Consider the following 16,931-nt stretch of genomic DNA (forward strand, 5'->3'; position numbering starts at 1 on the left):
AAAATGAATGGACATCCAATTGAAGGATTAATGACGACGGCGATGGAAAATTTAAAAGAAATGATCGATGTCAATACAATTATTGGTGATCCTGTCGAAACACCTGATGGAAGTGTCATTTTAACTGTTTCAAAAGTCGGATTTGGCTTCGCTGCAGGCGGTAGTGAGTTTATATTAAACAATGGAAACGAACAACAAAAAGAAGCACATCCGTTCGGTGGGGGAAGTGGTGGCGGAGTATCGATCACACCGATTGCTTTTTTAATTGTTAACAGTTCCGGTGTGAAATTGTTGCATGTGGACGAAAGCACGCACTTATACGAGAAAATTTTAGACTTAGCTCCACAAGCGATTGAAAAGATCCAGCATATGTTTGAGAAAAAAGAAAAGCCGAAGCAACAACATAACGGAGCGCCAGACTTTGATATTTAGTATCAATCGAAATAATTGAATTTTTCATCTAATTACGTTATGATGAGCCTGTATCTTATATAAAGAGGAGGCTTACTATGGCGAAGGTTACATTTAAAGGAAATCCTGTCACGTTAGTTGGCAATGAAGTGAAAGTCGGTGATGCAGCTCCTAATTTCACGGTGCTTGCAAACGACTTATCGCCGGTGACATTAGACGATACAAAAGGATTTGTTCGGTTAATTAGCGTTGTACCATCAATCGATACAGGAGTTTGTGATGCGCAAACGCGTCGTTTTAATGAGGAAGCAGGTAGCATTGAAGGAGTAAAAGTATTAACGATTAGCGTTGATTTACCATTTGCGCAAAAACGTTGGTGCGCTGCAAACGGGTTAGAAAACGTTGTCACACTGTCTGATCATCGCGACGTATCGTTTGGCCAAGCATATGGTGTGCTTATTCAAGAATTGCGTTTACTTGCTCGCGCTGTATTTGTCGTTGATCGTAACGATCGTGTGACATATGTTGAGTATGTATCTGAAGCGACAAACCATCCGAACTACGAAGCGGCAATCGAAGCGGCAAAACAAGCCGCGCAACAATAATTGTTTGAGGCTATCTCAAAAAGGGATAGCCTTTTTCGTTTACATTTTCTAAAATAAAATGTCGGACAGAAAGGAGTGAAGTGTATTGGAAAAGCTATTTACAGTCATTGATGAAACGGCGACATGGTTACAAGAAGAATTAAAATGTTCGTATTTAGAGGCAGTTGCGGAAACAGGTGAAAACTTATTTCATGAGGATGTCTTGCAAGAAGAAGTGAGCGAGTTGTTAAAGAAACGGTTACAAAAGGAGTATGCATCTGTTCATTTGCACGAATGGAAAAATGAACACATCCGTAAAGCGTTGCAATTAGCGATGTTGAAAGGAATGAAGGAGTACGTACAGCCACACCATCAAATGACACCGGATGCGGTCTCAGTATTTATTGGCTATTTAGTTGATGAATTTACAAAAACGTATTTTTCGTTATCGCTTCTCGATCCTGCTATTGGTACAGGAAATTTAATGACAGCTGTGTTGAATCAACTGACGAATAAAAAAGTAAGAAGTTATGGGGCGGATGTAGACGATTTACTATTAAAGCTCGCTTATGTGAATGCAAATTTACAACAACATGAAATTCAATTATTTCATCAAGACAGCTTAAAGCCGTTGTTTATTGAGCCGGTTGATGTAGTTGTGTGCGATTTGCCGATCGGATATTATCCAGACGATGAAAATGCCAAGTCATTTCGTTTACATGCAAAAAGCGGTCATTCATACGCTCATTATTTGTTTATTGAGCAAAGTATTCGTTATACGAAAGAAGACGGGTATGTATTTCTCGTAATTCCAAATACGCTGTTTACATCAGACGAATCAAAACAACTGCATGCTTTCATCAAAGAAGAAACGTTTATTCAAGGCTTGTTGCAACTTCCGCTTTCGATGTTTAAAAATGAAAAGGCAGCGAAAAGTATTTTTATTTTGCAAAAGAAAGGCGCGCATGCAAAAGCACCGAAACAAGCATTGCTCGCACAGCTCCCTAGCTTCTCAAATAAAGAGGCGATGCAAGCGATGGTCGTGAAGCTTGAACAATGGCTGAAAGAAAATCGTTCATAACCTTCTGAATATAACAAATATGTGAAGAAAACGTTTTCGTCCAATTTGTATACTTGAAAAGGGCGATGAACGACCCGTAAAATGAGAGACGTACCGATGAAATTCGCATATTTGCATACAATAATTGTGAACGATGTTAAAGGAGCTGTTTAATCAAATGCCAAAAGTCATTGCGATCAATGCAGGAAGTTCTTCGTTAAAATTTCAATTGTTCAACATGCCGAGCGAGGAAGTATTAACAAAAGGTGTTGTTGAGCGAATTGGTTTTGAAGATGCGATTTTTAATATTACAGTCAATGGTGAAAAAATAAAAGAAGTAACGCCAATTTCGGATCATGCGGTTGCTGTAAAAATGTTGCTTGATAAATTAATTGAACTTGGTATTATTCAATCGTTTGACGAAATCGAAGGAATTGGTCATCGTGTGGTACATGGTGGAGAGAAATTTAGCGACTCCGTTTTAATTACAGATGAGACGTTAAAAGAAATTGAAGACTTATCTGATTTAGCGCCATTGCACAACCCAGCAAACGTTGTCGGCATCAAAGCGTTTCGTGAAGTGTTACCGAACGTACCAGCGGTTGCAGTATTTGATACAGCATTCCATCAGACGATGCCAGAACAGTCGTTTTTATATAGCTTGCCATATGAGTATTACGAAAAGTTCGGCATTCGTAAATACGGGTTTCACGGCACATCACATAAATATGTGACACAACGTGCAGCTGAGCTATTAGGCCGCCCAATTGAGCAACTTCGTTTAATTTCTTGTCATTTAGGAAATGGAGCAAGTATTGCAGCGGTAGAAGGCGGGAAATCGATCGATACGTCGATGGGCTTTACACCGCTTGCAGGTGTAGCGATGGGGACGCGCTCAGGAAACATCGACCCAGCGCTAATCCCGTACATTATGCAAAAAACAGGGAAAACAGCCGAGGAAGTCATTGATATTTTAAATAAAAAGAGCGGTATGCTTGGTTTAACTGGTTTTTCAAGCGATTTACGCGATATTGAAGAAGCAGCTGCAAAAGGTGATCAACGCGCAGAATTAGCGCTCGAAGTGTTTGCTGGGCGCATTCATAAATACATCGGCTCATACGCAGCGCGCATGTGCGGCGTCGATGCGATTATTTTCACAGCAGGCATTGGAGAAAATAGTGATGTCGTCCGTGCAAAAGTATTGCGTGGTCTTGAATTTATGGGCGTTTACTGGGATCCGGCATTAAATAAAGTGCGCGGCAAAGAAGCGTTTATTAGTTATCCGCATTCTCCGGTAAAAGTATTAGTCATTCCAACGAATGAAGAGGTTATGATCGCCCGTGATGTGATGAGATTGGCGAATTTAGCGTAAAAAAGGTGTCCGTATGGGCACCTTTTTTATTGATGTATGCGATTTGTAACGGTTTGATTCATTCGATACCAAATCCATAAATCGTTAATGATGGACGCGAGCGCTGCAATTTCAGAGTTGAGCGTGCATGAGCGAGCGAAATCATTTTCTTCTCCAAGCTGTCGTTGCTTTTCATTAATTTGTTGTTCTAGCTCGATAATTCGATCAGGAATTTTGCCACGAATCGTCTCCCATTCTAATAAAATTTCTGCTTGTTCTTCTTTTGTGTACATGTCCCATTCTTTTTGTAAATGTGGCAGGCGAATGCCAAGGCGTTCATCATATATAAAATGTGCACTCATATTATTCTCCCATCCTTTTCGCTTATTAATTTTTATTTTAATCAAAATAGTTATTGAAAAAAAGAAAAATAGCTGTTACATTATTAATATGCGAAATGAATAAATATAAATATATAAGTATTTTTATTCTTCAAGGAGGAACGATTATGGCAAATCCAAAAGTGGTGCTCGCTTATTCAGGAGGTTTAGATACATCGGTAGCGATTAAATGGCTACAAGAACAAGGATATGATGTTGTTGCTTGTTGCTTAGATGTGGGTGAAGGAAAAGACTTAGAATTTGTAAAAGAAAAAGCGCTAAAAGTTGGTGCTGTCAAGTCATACATGATTGACGCAAAAGAAGAGTTTGCGAATGAATATGCGTTAATTGCTTTACAAGCCCATGCGCTATATGAAGGAAAATACCCACTTGTCTCTGCGTTGTCCCGTCCGTTAATTTCAAAAAAGCTTGTTGAAATTGCTGAATTAGAAGGAGCGGTTGCTGTTGCGCACGGTTGCACAGGAAAAGGAAATGACCAAGTGCGCTTTGAAGTATCGATTCAAGCATTAAATCCGAATTTAAAAGTGATTGCACCTGTTCGGGAGTGGAAATGGTCACGTGAAGAGGAAATCGAATATGCGAAACAACATCACATTCCGATTCCAATCGATTTAGATAGTCCATTTTCCATCGATCAAAACTTATGGGGAAGAAGTAACGAATGTGGCATTTTAGAAGACCCGTGGGCTGCGCCGCCAGAAGAAGCATACGAGTTAACAGTTGCGCTTGAGCATACACCGAATGAACCAGACATCATTGAAATCGGCTTTGAGCAAGGGATACCGAAAACAATTAACGGAAAAGCATATGCGCTTGCAGAGCTCATCTTACAATTAAATACATTAGCAGGGAAACATGGCGTCGGCCGCATCGATCATGTTGAGAACCGACTCGTTGGCATTAAATCGCGTGAAGTGTACGAATGTCCTGGCGCGATGACGCTCATTAAAGCGCATAAAGAGTTAGAAGATTTAACACTTGTTAAAGAAGTCGCTCACTTCAAGCCGATCATTGAGCAAAAAATCGCAGAAGTCATCTATAACGGCCTTTGGTTTTCACCACTAAAAGATGCGCTCGTTGCATTTTTAAAGGAAACACAAAAAAATGTTACAGGCGTTGTACGCGTGAAATTGTTTAAGGGCCATGCGATTGTAGAAGGTCGGAAATCTCCGTTTTCGTTATATGATGAAAAATTAGCGACGTATACAGCAGAAGATGAATTCGATCATCAAGCGGCTGTCGGATTTATTTCCCTATTTGGCTTGCCTACAAAAGTATATAGCATCGTCAATGGAGAAAAGAAGGTGAACGTGTGAGAAAGTTATGGGGGGGACGATTTACAAAAACAGCAGCACAATGGGTCGATGACTTTGGTGCATCGATCCATTTTGATCAACAACTTATTGAAGAAGATATCGAAGGAAGTATCGCGCATGTGACGATGCTTGGTGAATGTGGCATTTTGCCAAAAGAAGATGTTGAAACGATCAAACAAGGATTAACAAAACTATTAGAAAAAGCGAAACGAGGAGAGCTTTCTTTTTCTGTTGCTTATGAAGACATTCATTTAAACATTGAAAAAATGTTAATTGATGAAATCGGTCCTGTTGGGGGTAAGCTTCATACAGGGAGAAGCCGAAACGATCAAGTGGCGACAGATATGCATTTATATTTACGAAAACGAGTGATGGAGATTATTGAACTGATTCGGCAATTGCAACGTGTGCTTGTCGAAAAAGCAGAACAACATATCGAAACGCTTATTCCGGGTTACACACACTTGCAACGGGCGCAGCCGATTTCGTTTGCCCATCATCTCATGGCGTATGTATGGATGTTTGAACGGGATCGCGAACGTTTTACCGAATCGCTCAAACGAATTAACAAATCACCCCTCGGTGCTGGAGCGCTCGCAGGGACAACGTTTCCGATCGATCGCCATTTAACAGCACAACTTCTCGGTTTTGATAGCATATATGAAAATAGTTTAGATGCGGTAAGTGATCGCGATTTTATTATTGAATTTTTAAGCAATAGCTCTATTTTAATGATGCATTTATCTCGTTTTTGTGAAGAGCTCATTCTTTGGTCGAGCCAGGAGTTTCAGTTTATCGAAATGGATGATACGTTTGCGACGGGAAGCAGCATTATGCCACAAAAGAAAAATCCAGATATGGCTGAGCTCATTCGCGGGAAAACGGGGCGAGTGTATGGGAACTTAATGGCTTTATTGACCGTTATGAAAGGGCTACCGCTTGCTTACAATAAAGATATGCAAGAAGATAAAGAAGGAATGTTTGATACCGTTCAAACGGTGATCGGCAGCTTAAAAATTTTTGCTGGTATGATTGAAACGATGACAGTCCGCACAGATGTGATGGAAAAAGCAACGAAACAAGATTTTTCAAATGCAACGGAACTAGCTGATTATTTAGCGAAAAAAGGTGTACCGTTTCGCGAGGCGCATGAAATCGTCGGAAAACTTGTGCTGACATGTATTGAACGAGGTGTTTTTTTAGCTGATTTACCGCTTGATGTGTATCAACAAGCTTCCCCTCTATTTGAGGAAGACATTTATGAAGCGCTGAATCCGTATACAGCTGTCAACCGTCGCACGAGCGCAGGAGGAACAGGGTTTACGGAAGTGAAAAAAGCGATTGAGAAAGCAAAACAAATGATAGAGGCATAAAAGCAAACGCTTTTATGCCTCTGTTTGTTCAGGTGTGCGTACGACGAGTACGTCGCATTTCGCATATCTTGTAATATGTTCGGAAACGCTTCCGATGAAAAATCGTTCCACAGCGCTCATTCCTGTGGCGCCACAAACAATTAAATCTACTTCATATTTCGGAGCGACTTCTTTCGAAATTTTTACTTTTGGGGAACCGTACTCAATATCTGTGACGACTTCTTTCACGCCCGCATCGACTGCTTGCTTTTCGTATGATTGCAACAATTCTTTTGCGAATTTTTCCGCTCGTTCTGCCACTGTTCGATCGTATGCTTCGATCGTCGCGAATGAACGAACGTCGATAATGTGCGAAAGAACGAGTGAAGCATCGTTCCGTTTAGCAATTTCAATTGCTTTTTTAAACGCCCATTCTGCTTCTTTTGAGCCGTCGACTGCTACTAAAATTTTTTTGTACTTGTACATAAACACTCCCCCAATAAAAAATTTTCCTTCCAATTCAAGTATATCATTTTTTGTAAAACAAACACTACGTATTGTCGAAAAATTTATGACGAAAGGAGTAGAACGATGCGTGATAAGGAACAAAAAGAACAACTTTATTATGATGAAAATGGCGTTTCAGAAGTGACTGAACAAATTACAGACGCCTACATTAGCGGGGTCATTGAACAAGAGGAGGAACAAAAGAGGCGATGATGCCTCTTTTGTTTCTAACAAGCATAATAAGTGTGTTCCTCCGCCTGTTTGTAGTACGATAAACATAGTAAAGCATGGATGGAGGGATGAATGTGAGGCATGCTATTGTAACGGCAGGGGCAAAAGGGCTCGGAAAAAAAGTAACGGAACGATTTTTAAACAAAGGATATGCTGTTACCGTCCATTATCGGAGCGACATAAAGGCTGTTGAAGCGTTAAAAGAAATGTATCGTGGCTGTCATGAGCGTCTTCATTTTGTCCGAGGCGATGTGACGAAGAAAGAAGATTTAATTCGCATTGTTGATGAAGCTGTTGCCAAATTCGGACGCATCGATTATTTAATTCATAATGCAGGTCCTTACATATTTGAGCGAAAAAAGTTAGCCGATTATACGGATGACGAATGGTATGAAATGATTGAAGGAAATTTAAGTGCGATGTTTCATTTATTTAAGCGAGTTGTACCAATTATGCGAAATCAACGTTTTGGGCGCATTGTGACATACGGTTTTCAAGGAGCAGATCACGCACCAGGATGGATGTACCGTTCAGCATTTAGCGCGGCAAAAGTTGGGCTTGTTTCATTAACAAAAACGATTGCACTTGAAGAAGCGGAGTATGGCATTACAGCGAATATGGTATGTCCGGGGAATATTATTGGAGAAATGAAAGAAGCAACAATTGCATATGCTCGCCAGATGAAAGACGATATAACGCCGATTGGCCGTTCAGGGACGGGAGAGGATATTGCTCGTGTTGTGGAGTTTTTATGTGATGATTGTTCTGATATGATTACAGGAGCAGTCATTGAAGTGACAGGTGGTCTTGATGTCATTCATCGTTATCGAAAATAGGCTGCCATTGTGACAGCCTATATAATTTGTAGTTCTTTTGGATATGTTGTTAAAAGAAGAGGTCCTTTTTCAGTCATATATACATCGTCTTCAATGCGTACGCCACCGACTGATGGGACGTAAATACCGGGCTCAATTGTAAATACCATTCCTGCTTGAAGTGGCATGGTATTTGTTGCGTTCATTGACGGATATTCATGAACATCAATACCGAGGCCATGACCAATTCGATGTGGGAAGTACGCCCCGTAACCTTCTTGTTCAATTCGTGAACGAGCTGCCTTGTCAATGCTTCCGATGGATGCACCAATTTGACATGTATGAATCGCAGCTTGCTGTGCTTGTAAGACGGTGTTGTATATGCGTTTTTGTTCTTCTGTTGGTTGCCCGAATACGACCGTGCGCGTAATGTCGGAACAATATCCATCAAGCACGATACCAAGGTCAAACAAAACAAAATCCCCCGATTGAATGCGATTCATTCCTGGGACACCGTGAGGATGTGCGCTATTTGTTCCAACGAGAACCATCGTATCAAATGCCATCGTGCGCACTCCTTTTTTCTTTAACTCGTACTCAATTGTAGCAATGATTTCTAATTCTGTTCTTCCTTCTTTTATGGAATGAACACCGATATCGACAGCAAAATCGGCTAATTCAGCCGCTTGACGAAGTGTTTGTAGCTCTTTTTCATCTTTGATCATTCGTAACTCATGAAGCGTATCGGTCAAATCGACAAATGAGGCATGAGGAAAATATGATTGAAGTTGTTCAAGACGACTTACTGTCACATGGGATTTCTCGATGCCGATTTGTTCTGTTTGTACATTTCTCTTGTTCAATTCATTGCTCAACATACGCCACGGATTATGTACATCATCATAGCTGACGATCGCATATGGCCAACCCGCTTGCTTTGCTTGATTTGCATCCATTTCTGGACAAATGAGAAACGGTTCGTCATTTGGAAATATAACAATAGCTAACAATCGTTCATGTGGATTGCTGTAAAAGTTGCTAAAATAAAAAACGTTTGCTGTCGATGTAATGAACGCCCATGACGCGTTTGTTTCTTTCAATTTTTGTTGGAGTTTACTTATTCGTTCCATCCTGTTCACATCCTTTCTTTTTCAGCTTATCACGAATGAAAAAAGAAGGAAATAGTGCAAAAACGAAGAAACAAAATCATGTAAAAAACGAAGAAAGGAGAAGGAAAGATGAAGCTCACTTATCACGGACATTCTGTTGTAAAAATTGAAACGAACGGCAAAACAATTTTCATTGATCCTTTTATTACAGGAAATCCGCTAACCGACTTAAAAGCAGAGGACGTTCATGTCGATGTCATTTTATTAACACATGGCCATAATGATCATGTCGGTGATACGGTCTCATTAGCGAAAAAGAACGATGCCCTCGTCATTGCTCCGTATGAATTAGCTACGTATTTGAGCTGGAAAGGTGTTCGCATCCATCCGATGCATATTGGTGGATCATTTACGTTTGATTTTGGAAAGATCAAATTCACCCAAGCATTTCACGGCTCTAGCTACGTAGAAGAAAATGAAACGATTGTGTATACAGGAATGCCGAGCGGTATTTTATTTCAGGCCGAAGGAAAAACGATTTATCATGCCGGGGATACAGCGTTATTTTCTGATATGAAACTTATTGGTGAAATGAATGATATTGATGTGGCGTTTTTACCAATTGGAGATAACTTTACGATGGGACCGGAGGATGCGGCGATCGCAGCAAAATGGTTAAAGGCGAAAATGGTTGTTCCAATTCATTACAATACATTTCCTGTCATTCAACAAGATCCACAACAGTTTGTGTCAATGATTGAAGGGATTGGTCGCGTCTTACGAATTGGCGAAAGTATCGAACTGTAAAAACGTTCATTGAATGCCAACATGCACACCCTTATAATATAAAGTAAGAAACTGTCGAAAAAGGGTGGGACAACTTGACGATTACGAAGCACGAACAAATTTTACAATATATCGAAAGCTTACCGGTTGGAGAGAAAATATCTGTTCGTCAAATCGCGAAAGAAATGGGAGTAAGTGAAGGAACGGCTTATCGTGCCATTAAAGACGCTGAAACAAAAGGGTATGTAAGCACGATTGAGCGTGTTGGAACGATTCGAATTGAACAAAAAAAGAAAGAAAATATTGAAAGGTTAACGTATGCCGAAGTCGTTAATATCGTGGATGGGCAAGTGCTCGGTGGGAAAGAAGGATTACATAAAACGTTAAATAAATTTGTGATCGGAGCAATGAAGCTCGAAGCGATGATGCGCTATACAGGTGCAGGGAATTTGTTGATTGTTGGGAACCGAACGAAAGCGCATGAATTAGCACTTGAAGCTGGGGCAGGTGTGTTAATTACAGGTGGTTTCGATACCGAAGAACACGTGAAAAAATTAGCGGATGAGCGACAGTTGCCGATCATTTCGACAAGTTACGATACATTTACGGTTGCCACGATGATTAATCGCGCCATTTATGACCAGTTGATTAAAAAAGAAATCGTGCTCGTTGAGGATATTTTAACACCATTTGAAAAAACGGCATATTTGTATGTGACCGACCAAGTTGAGAGGTGGTATGAGCTCAATCGTGAAACGAATCATAGCCGTTTTCCAGTCATTGATCAACAATTAAAAGTGCAAGGAATTGTGACGGCGAAAGATGTGATGGGGTATGAGCGCGATGTGCTTATTGAAAAAGTAATGACGAAACATCCGATTACGGTAAGCGGGAAAACGTCAGTCGCTTCCGCTTCACATATGATGGTGTGGGAAGGCATCGAAGTGTTGCCGGTAGTCGATGAATATGATCGGCTCCAAGGAATTATTAGTCGCCAAGACGTATTGAAAGCGTTGCAAATGGTGCAACGTCAGCCGCAAGTGGGCGAGACGATTGACGATATTGTAACGACCCAATTTTTAACTGAAACAGTTGACGGCGTTTTTCGCTGTAACATTACTCCGCAAATGACGAACCATTTAGGAACGTTATCATATGGTGTATTTACGACAATTGTAACTGAGGCAGCTACGCGCGCGCTTCGTTTACATAAACGAGGTGATTTGGTGGTAGAGAACATTACCATTTACTTTATTAAGCCTGTACAAATTGATAGTGTGATCGATATTAAACCGAAATTGTTAGAAATTGGACGGAAATTTGGGAAAGTCGACGTTGAAGTGTTTAACGAAGGGACGCTTGTCGGAAAGGCATTAATGATGTGTCAGTTGCTTGAACGACAATAGGCTGCGTACGGCAGCCTATTTCGTTTCTTCCGCTTCTTTTACAGCAAGCGGAAAATAATAGCGATGAGCTCGGTATCCTGCCCATATGCTCCCTGCACCGACGAGAAGAAGCACAATGCCAACGATGAGAGATACTGTCGACCGATGAATGAAAAATTGGTTGATCGCAAAGAAAAATACAAACGACCCGAGCGCCATGCTTGATTTTGCGCTAATCCATTTTTGTTCCATCGGCTTTTTACTGCGGACATATTTTATTTTGTAATACAAATAAAACGAAAGCGAAAAAACGATAAGTATAACAAATATTGGCATATTCAGTCCTCCAAAAGAAAAAATTGTTGCGTGATTATTTTACATCTTTTCGAATCATAATAAAATATGTTTTAATGGAGAAAAAAAGGGAGAAGAGCCATGGAACAAAAAGTGCTGGAAATTATTGATCATATTCGACAATTTGATACGATTATTATTCACCGTCACGTCCGTCCTGATCCCGACGCGTACGGTTCACAAGGAGGATTAGCGGAGCTTATTCAAGCGTCGTTTCCAGAAAAAAGAGTATATACGGTTGGAAAAGATGAGCCGTCGCTTGAATTTTTACGTAAGATGGATGTTGTTCCGGATGAAATGTATAACGATGCACTTGTCATTGTTTGCGATACAGCAAACGAAGAACGGGTATGCGATCAACGCTATAAGCTAGGGAAAAAGATTATTAAAATCGACCATCATCCGAATGAAGATCCGTACGGTGACATCTTATGGGTAGATACAAATGCAAGCTCCGTTAGCGAAATGATTTATGAGTTATACTTAATTGGAAAAGAACATGGTCTCATTTTAACGAAAGAAGCTGCTCGGCTCATTTACGCGGGCATTGTCGGTGATACAGGTCGCTTTCTTTTCCCAAGTACAAATCCGAAAACATTTAAATACGCAAGCGAGTTAGTTGAATACGGGTTTTCGTTTGTCGATTTATATGATCAACTTTATCGAACGAAATTATCGATTGCACATTTAAGCGGATATGTGTTGCAAAATTTCGAGCTATCTGAATATGGGGTGGCTCATATTGTATTAACAAAAGAGTTGTTGAAGCAGTATGATGCAACGCCATCGGAGGCTTCACAACTTGTGAGCGTGCTTGGAAATATTGAAGGGATTAAAGCATGGGTGTTTTTTGTGGAAGAAGATGATCAAATTCGTGTCCGTCTTCGTTCAAGAGGTCCGATTGTCAATGAAGTGGCGAAAAAATACCGTGGCGGAGGTCATCCGCTAGCAGCAGGTGCGTCGATTTATTCGTGGGAAGAAGTTAAACACGTATTGGCAGATTTAAACGAAGTATGCAAGCAACAGTAGAACGCTTTCTACTGTTGCTTTAATTTTAGTTCAATAGATATATTAGTGAAAAATAAAATCGTTTCGATATCGAGATGGTATTTCTGATTGTCGATGATGTACGTTTTATTTTCAATTGCTTTTTTTAATAGTTCTCTACTTTTATATACTGTTTCAATATCTTTTGCGGTGATATGTTGAATATCTTTTTTTATATCTTCCTCTATACGAAAAGTTGTATACGTATCGATACCATAAGATTTGGCATTGATCACTTTTACATCAATTGATTGGATTGTTAGTCGCTTTTTATTTTCTTTGTTTAGCTGAATGTAATCTTGTTGCCAAATGTTTAAATCGTGTTTTAATTGAGCAATAATTTCTTGTTGCATTTTGAGCAGGCGCACTTGTTTTTCTTGTAAAATGCCAAAAATTTGTGAGAAAACGATCCAACTGATAAGTGCACCAATTGCCGCTCCAGCGAAAAAGCGTTGCCAGCCTGGATCGCGTGTGTACGGTGGAACTCTCATGCGCCATGCTCCTGTGTAAACCAGCGAATGAATGTCATACCTGTTTGTGCGCCGCCGGTTGCCGATAAAATAAGTAAAAATTGTTTAATGACATCACGTGTTTCTCCTTGGAAAAATCCGCGTTCTACGCTGTAAAACGTATCAAACGTACCGCCAATAGCTGCAATTAACGCCCAAATTTTTAAACTGCTTGCAAAGCGATACATCATCGTCAGGGGCGGTTCGCCAGACAAAAAAGCCCCGAATCCTCCGATGAGTGCTCCTCCAACTAACACGCCTAAAGCAATGAAATAGCTTTGAATAAAAGCAGGTAAAAACGCCGTTTTCATCTCCATCTCTCTCACTCCTTCTGTATACTATGTATATGGGACAAATAAACAAGGTATGTTTTGCTTTTCGGCTTTTATAGAGCATATAATAGAAAAAAATAGAAAAGGTGGGAGACACATTGTCGTTTATCCATCTACAAGTGCGGAGTGGTTATAGCTTATTAAGTAGCACAGTCAAAATAGAGGAACTTGTCACGCGCGCACGTGAACTTCAATTTCCAGCAATCGCTTTAACAGATGAAAACGTCCTCTATGGCGTTATGCCTTTTTATGAGGCGTGTCAAGCGCATGGAATTAAGCCGATTATCGGCATGATGGCAACGATTATGGATGAACATGGCCATACTGATCAGCTCGTGCTGTTAGCAAAAAATAACGACGGGTATCGTCAACTTGTCCATATTGCTACAGCCATTCAAATGAATGATGGAAAGGGCATTTCTTTACTTGATTTCTCACATCATACGAGCGAACTCATCGGTATGACAAGTGGGGTATACGGTCGGGTGGAGCAACATTTATTGAACGGCGAAATTGAGCAAGCCGAGGCGATCGTTCAAACGTATGCGAAGCTGTTTCACCGTGGCGATTTTTATATAAACGTGCAGCGACATGGCTTACAAGAACAAGAGCATTTGTTGTCACTACTTTTTGAACATAGTAAGCGATGGGACATTCCGCTCGTGGCGACAAACGATGTACGCTACATGTATAAAGAAGATGCACTTGCTTTTGAATGTTTACTTGCGATGAAACACGGAAAGAAAATGGCTGACCCGACACGTCCGCGTTTAGCAACAAATGAATATCATTTAAAAAGCGCTCACGAAATGGCCGCGTTATTTTCAAATTGTTATGAAGCGGTCGAGGAGACGGTACGCATTGCCCAACGATGTCATGTGACGTTTGAGTCTAAAAAATGGTTTATGCCGCGCTATCCTGTTCCTTCGGGGAAAACAGCTGACGAATATTTGCAAACGTGGTGTTGGGAGCAATTCACGAAACGGTTTCCTGATCTACCAAAAGCATATGTCGCTCGATTGCAATATGAACTGCAAATCATTCAACAGATGAATTTTAGTGACTATTTTTTAATCGTTGCTGATTTTGTGCGTTTTGCTCGTGGGCGAGGCATGTTAACGGGACCAGGACGTGGATCAGCCGCTGGATCGCTCGTCGCTTATATACTCGGTATTACCCAAGTCGACCCTTTGCAATATGGGTTATTGTTTGAGCGTTTTTTAAATCCAGCACGTTTATCTCTCCCAGATATTGATATCGATTTTCCTGATGATCGTCGTGAAGAAGTGATTCGTTACATTGAACAAAAATACGGACCCGACCACGTTGCACAAATTGTGACGTTTGGAACTTTCGGGATGCGTTCTGCTGTTCGTGAAGTTGGTCGTGTTTTTGATGTCGATGAAAGCGAAATCCAACAAACGCTAGCAACCGGAAGCTTTGATCATACGCGCCCATGGCACTACGTTGCACAACGAATTGAAGGATTACCGAAGCATACGTCCGTTCATGCTGCCGGTATTGTGATCAGCCCACGTCCATTAATGGACATCATTCCTCTTCAAAGCGGGCAGACGACAACATATGTGACACAATATGCAATGGATGCGCTTGAACGACTAGGACTACTAAAATTCGATTTACTTGCGCTTAAAAATTTAACGATGATCGAACAAATGATTCAAAGCATTGAACAACGTACAGGTCATCGTTTGAGTTTTGAAAACATGCCAATTGATGATCAAAAAACGTATGCACTTTTAAGCCGAGGAGATACATTTGGTGTGTTTCAGCTTGAGTCAGAAGGGATGAAGCGGGTATTGCGCGAATTACAACCGACAACGTTTGAAGATATTGTTGCAGTAAACGCTTTATTTCGTCCAGGACCGATGGAACAAATTCCAACATATATTGCTCGTAAACATGGCCGTGAACCGATCCGTTACATGCATGATGATTTGCAGTCGATTTTGCAATCGACATATGGCGTCATCGTGTACCAAGAACAAATTATGAAAATCGCTGAACAAATGGCGAAATTTTCATTAGCTCAGGCAGATTTATTACGTCGAGCAATAAGTAAAAAAGACGTTGGACAAATGGAAAAAGAGAAAAAACACTTCATTGAGGGATGCATACAAAATGGGTATGATGCGCATCTCGCAAACGAATTGTATGAGCTTATCGTTCGTTTTGCTGGATATGGGTTTAACCGTAGCCACGCGGTAGCATATAGCTACATCGCATATATGCTTGCGTATATTAAAGCACATTATCCGCTTGATTTTTATGCTGCTGTACTAACAAACGTAAGTGGGCAAAAAGAAAAAATGATGCAATGTGTACACGAACTTCGGAGCAAAAAAATACGGCTACTCCCTCCTTCCATTGCACGGAGCGAAGGGCACTTTACCGTTGATGATAACGGTATTCGCTTTGGATTGTTAGCGATTAAGCAAGTGAGCGTTGCTTTTGTCAAAGAAGTGATTCGAGAGCGTCAAAAACGTCCATTTTCCGATTTTTTTGATTTTGTTTCACGGCTACGTATGGAATCTTCACAAAAAAAAGTGGTCGAGGCGCTTATTTTTTCAGGTTGTTTTGACGAGTTTCATATTGAACGTGCCACCCTTTACGCAAGCATCGATGTTGCGATTGAGCATGCGGAGTTGATGAATTTCTCTCTTCATGTACAGCCAAAATACGTTCATGCTGAGCCGTTATCGCTTATCGATCAACTAAAATATGAAAAACAATGGCTGAACGTATACGTGTCCCCTCATCCGGTTGAATCATTTTCACATTTTTATTCGATGTGGGGAGCAAAGCGCATGTATGAATGGACGAAAGAAAATGTGAATCATGGCAAAGTAATTGTATATGTTGAGGAGGTGACGAGAAAACGGACGAAAAAAGGGGAAGAAATGGCGTTTGCTACAATTTGTGATGATAGCGATGAATGGCAAGCGGTCGTATTTCCGACGAGTTATCGGCGGTTTCATGATTTATTGCAACAAGGAAGCATACTGTATATGGAAGGAAAAATAGAACAGCGATCGAGCGGGTGGCATCTCATTGTACAACAAGTGAGAAAACCAGTATGTGTGTATATCAAAATTGATGAACAGCATGCATCGCCAGTTGTGTTAAAGCAGTTGAAGGATGTGCTAACCACTCATCGTGGACATGCACCTGTCATTTTGTATTATGAAACGGAACGAAAAAAAGTGCAGCTCTCCCATGAGTACGCAGTATCCCCAAACGATGAGAGCATTCGGCAATTGACAGCATTGCTTGGCGATGGGAATGTCGTTGTGAAATAAAAATGCTTTACTATTTCTCATTTTTATTATATTTTTATAGAAGTTAAGTGGTCAGACCAGT

The 16,931-nt window shown here is 40.6% G+C and carries 18 protein-coding genes; 12 read left to right on the forward strand and 6 right to left on the reverse strand.

All coding sequences use genetic code 11. From position 1 onward, the window contains the following. The first annotated feature begins 3 nt into the window (after nucleotides 1-3). The 4 genes from ytfJ to BO219_RS09045 all read left to right on the forward strand — a co-directional run bounded on the left by ytfJ (nucleotide 4) and on the right by BO219_RS09045 (nucleotide 3,427). Entirely contained in the window at nucleotides 4-432 is a 429-nt protein-coding gene (gene ytfJ / locus BO219_RS09030; RefSeq protein ID WP_003398006.1) for a GerW family sporulation protein, read from the forward strand. A gap of 77 nt (nucleotides 433-509) precedes the next feature. Further along, nucleotides 510-1,016: a thiol peroxidase gene (gene tpx, locus BO219_RS09035; RefSeq protein ID WP_003398004.1), complete on the forward strand. Its 507-nt coding sequence runs from the start codon at nucleotides 510-512 to the stop codon at nucleotides 1,014-1,016. Between the two features lie 85 nt (nucleotides 1,017-1,101). Then, entirely contained in the window at nucleotides 1,102-2,076 is a 975-nt protein-coding gene (locus BO219_RS09040) for a class I SAM-dependent methyltransferase (protein WP_077429287.1), read from the forward strand. 157 nt (nucleotides 2,077-2,233) lie between these two features. After that, complete coding sequence (locus BO219_RS09045) at nucleotides 2,234-3,427, forward strand: acetate kinase (RefSeq protein ID WP_077429288.1); 1,194 nt, start codon at nucleotides 2,234-2,236, stop codon at nucleotides 3,425-3,427. A 26-nt stretch (nucleotides 3,428-3,453) separates the two neighbouring features. On the opposite strand, the gene BO219_RS09050 is transcribed toward BO219_RS09045, so the two are convergent. After that, entirely contained in the window at nucleotides 3,454-3,768 is a 315-nt protein-coding gene (locus tag BO219_RS09050; RefSeq protein WP_077429289.1) for a hypothetical protein, read from the reverse strand. A gap of 146 nt (nucleotides 3,769-3,914) precedes the next feature. Here BO219_RS09050 and BO219_RS09055 point away from each other — a divergent pair, with 146 nt between their 5' ends. After that, the gene (locus BO219_RS09055) at nucleotides 3,915-5,123 is read left to right on the forward strand and encodes an argininosuccinate synthase (protein WP_077429290.1); all 1,209 of its coding nucleotides are present in this window, start codon (nucleotides 3,915-3,917) and stop codon (nucleotides 5,121-5,123) included. Continuing rightward, nucleotides 5,120-6,496, forward strand: a complete 1,377-nt coding sequence (argH, locus tag BO219_RS09060) for an argininosuccinate lyase (RefSeq protein WP_077429291.1) — start codon at nucleotides 5,120-5,122, stop codon at nucleotides 6,494-6,496. The genes BO219_RS09055 and argH overlap by 4 nt, the downstream gene beginning before the upstream one ends. 12 nt (nucleotides 6,497-6,508) lie before the next feature. Here argH and BO219_RS09065 read toward each other — a convergent pair whose 3' ends face one another. Then, nucleotides 6,509-6,961 (reverse strand): universal stress protein, encoded by a 453-nt coding sequence (locus BO219_RS09065; protein ID WP_009361531.1) that lies wholly within the window; start codon nucleotides 6,959-6,961, stop codon nucleotides 6,509-6,511. Between the two features lie 105 nt (nucleotides 6,962-7,066). Between BO219_RS09065 and BO219_RS15035 the strand changes: the two genes are divergently transcribed. After that, a complete protein-coding gene (locus tag BO219_RS15035; protein ID WP_006320834.1) occupies nucleotides 7,067-7,195 on the forward strand; it encodes a hypothetical protein in 129 nt (42 codons plus the stop codon). Nucleotides 7,196-7,269: 74 nt separating this feature from the next. Next, nucleotides 7,270-8,049, forward strand: coding sequence for an SDR family oxidoreductase (locus BO219_RS09070; RefSeq protein WP_171700397.1), 780 nt, complete (start codon nucleotides 7,270-7,272; stop codon nucleotides 8,047-8,049). Between the two features lie 17 nt (nucleotides 8,050-8,066). On the opposite strand, the gene BO219_RS09075 is transcribed toward BO219_RS09070, so the two are convergent. Next, nucleotides 8,067-9,158, reverse strand: a complete 1,092-nt coding sequence (locus BO219_RS09075) for a M24 family metallopeptidase (RefSeq protein WP_077429293.1) — start codon at nucleotides 9,156-9,158, stop codon at nucleotides 8,067-8,069. Between the two features lie 108 nt (nucleotides 9,159-9,266). Here BO219_RS09075 and BO219_RS09080 point away from each other — a divergent pair, with 108 nt between their 5' ends. Together BO219_RS09080 and BO219_RS09085 are read left to right on the forward strand one after the other, a co-directional pair. Next, complete coding sequence (locus BO219_RS09080; RefSeq protein ID WP_006320842.1) at nucleotides 9,267-9,944, forward strand: metal-dependent hydrolase; 678 nt, start codon at nucleotides 9,267-9,269, stop codon at nucleotides 9,942-9,944. A gap of 74 nt (nucleotides 9,945-10,018) precedes the next feature. Next, the gene (locus BO219_RS09085; protein WP_006320843.1) at nucleotides 10,019-11,329 is read left to right on the forward strand and encodes a CBS domain-containing protein; all 1,311 of its coding nucleotides are present in this window, start codon (nucleotides 10,019-10,021) and stop codon (nucleotides 11,327-11,329) included. A 15-nt stretch (nucleotides 11,330-11,344) separates the two neighbouring features. On the opposite strand, the gene BO219_RS09090 is transcribed toward BO219_RS09085, so the two are convergent. Then, on the reverse strand, nucleotides 11,345-11,644 hold the full coding sequence (locus BO219_RS09090) for a YtpI family protein (RefSeq protein ID WP_077429294.1): 300 nt from the start codon (nucleotides 11,642-11,644) through the stop codon (nucleotides 11,345-11,347). A 99-nt stretch (nucleotides 11,645-11,743) separates the two neighbouring features. Between BO219_RS09090 and BO219_RS09095 the strand changes: the two genes are divergently transcribed. After that, a complete protein-coding gene (locus tag BO219_RS09095) occupies nucleotides 11,744-12,691 on the forward strand; it encodes a DHH family phosphoesterase (RefSeq protein WP_077429295.1) in 948 nt (315 codons plus the stop codon). Nucleotides 12,692-12,699: 8 nt separating this feature from the next. On the opposite strand, the gene ytrI is transcribed toward BO219_RS09095, so the two are convergent. Further along, nucleotides 12,700-13,200 (reverse strand): sporulation membrane protein YtrI, encoded by a 501-nt coding sequence (ytrI, locus tag BO219_RS09100; RefSeq protein ID WP_077429296.1) that lies wholly within the window; start codon nucleotides 13,198-13,200, stop codon nucleotides 12,700-12,702. Next, the gene (ytrH, locus tag BO219_RS09105) at nucleotides 13,197-13,535 is read right to left on the reverse strand and encodes a sporulation membrane protein YtrH (protein ID WP_021093776.1); all 339 of its coding nucleotides are present in this window, start codon (nucleotides 13,533-13,535) and stop codon (nucleotides 13,197-13,199) included. Before ytrH ends, ytrI begins: the two co-directional genes overlap by 4 nt. Before the next feature lie 113 nt (nucleotides 13,536-13,648). Between ytrH and dnaE the strand changes: the two genes are divergently transcribed. Then, nucleotides 13,649-16,870 (forward strand): DNA polymerase III subunit alpha, encoded by a 3,222-nt coding sequence (gene dnaE, locus BO219_RS09110; RefSeq protein WP_077429297.1) that lies wholly within the window; start codon nucleotides 13,649-13,651, stop codon nucleotides 16,868-16,870. Nucleotides 16,871-16,931 lie beyond the last annotated feature (61 nt).

The sequence above is a fragment of the Anoxybacillus kestanbolensis genome, from assembly GCF_001996285.1.
Classification (GTDB): domain Bacteria; phylum Bacillota; class Bacilli; order Bacillales; family Anoxybacillaceae; genus Anoxybacillus; species Anoxybacillus kestanbolensis_A.

What these genes read in the sequence shown, in the direction of transcription:
- ytfJ (WP_003398006.1), top strand. Translation starts at nt 4, where the DNA reads ATGAATGGACATCCAATTGAAGGATTAATGACGACGGCGATGGAAAAT.
- tpx (WP_003398004.1), top strand. Translation starts at nt 510, where the DNA reads ATGGCGAAGGTTACATTTAAAGGAAATCCTGTCACGTTAGTTGGCAAT.
- BO219_RS09045 (WP_077429288.1), top strand. Translation starts at nt 2,234, where the DNA reads ATGCCAAAAGTCATTGCGATCAATGCAGGAAGTTCTTCGTTAAAATTT.
- BO219_RS09050 (WP_077429289.1), bottom strand. Translation starts at nt 3,768, where the DNA reads ATGAGTGCACATTTTATATATGATGAACGCCTTGGCATTCGCCTGCCA.
- BO219_RS09055 (WP_077429290.1), top strand. Translation starts at nt 3,915, where the DNA reads ATGGCAAATCCAAAAGTGGTGCTCGCTTATTCAGGAGGTTTAGATACA.
- BO219_RS09065 (WP_009361531.1), bottom strand. Translation starts at nt 6,961, where the DNA reads ATGTACAAGTACAAAAAAATTTTAGTAGCAGTCGACGGCTCAAAAGAA.
- BO219_RS15035 (WP_006320834.1), top strand. Translation starts at nt 7,067, where the DNA reads ATGCGTGATAAGGAACAAAAAGAACAACTTTATTATGATGAAAATGGC.
- BO219_RS09070 (WP_171700397.1), top strand. Translation starts at nt 7,270, where the DNA reads ATGGATGGAGGGATGAATGTGAGGCATGCTATTGTAACGGCAGGGGCA.
- BO219_RS09075 (WP_077429293.1), bottom strand. Translation starts at nt 9,158, where the DNA reads ATGGAACGAATAAGTAAACTCCAACAAAAATTGAAAGAAACAAACGCG.
- BO219_RS09080 (WP_006320842.1), top strand. Translation starts at nt 9,267, where the DNA reads ATGAAGCTCACTTATCACGGACATTCTGTTGTAAAAATTGAAACGAAC.
- BO219_RS09090 (WP_077429294.1), bottom strand. Translation starts at nt 11,644, where the DNA reads ATGCCAATATTTGTTATACTTATCGTTTTTTCGCTTTCGTTTTATTTG.
- BO219_RS09095 (WP_077429295.1), top strand. Translation starts at nt 11,744, where the DNA reads ATGGAACAAAAAGTGCTGGAAATTATTGATCATATTCGACAATTTGAT.
- ytrI (WP_077429296.1), bottom strand. Translation starts at nt 13,200, where the DNA reads ATGAGAGTTCCACCGTACACACGCGATCCAGGCTGGCAACGCTTTTTC.
- ytrH (WP_021093776.1), bottom strand. Translation starts at nt 13,535, where the DNA reads ATGGAGATGAAAACGGCGTTTTTACCTGCTTTTATTCAAAGCTATTTC.